Origin of the sequence: Acidovorax sp. FJL06, assembly GCF_003852545.1 — a bacterium.
Classification (GTDB): Bacteria; Pseudomonadota; Gammaproteobacteria; order Burkholderiales; family Burkholderiaceae_C; genus Acidovorax.
The window spans coordinates 1-221 of sequence record NZ_QAJR01000078.1 but is presented as its reverse complement, the minus strand read 5'-3'; the positions used below and the strand labels follow the sequence as shown (position 1 = coordinate 221).

1 protein-coding gene is annotated in these 221 nt (G+C 68.8%); it reads right to left on the bottom strand.

Annotation, left to right across the window (positions count from 1 at the left end; genetic code table 11):
- Positions 1-221: cation transporter (locus DBV10_RS22560; protein ID WP_158616845.1), on the bottom strand; the 221-nt coding region annotated here is incomplete at both ends.

Sequence of the window (221 nt, the reverse complement as noted above, 5' to 3'; positions counted from 1 at the left end):
CAGACCAGCTCCAGCCCTTCCTTGAGGATATTGAGCGCCACCGCCATGGCTGCCACGGCATCCAGCCACAGCCAGCCCGTGAGTGCGGCGCCGGCAATGCCCACCAGCACCCCCGCCGAGGTCCACACGTCGGTGACCAGATGGCGCGCATCGGCCTCCAGCGCGATGGACCGGTGTTCGCGCGCCGAGCGGAACATCACCCAGGCCAGCAGGCCATTGAG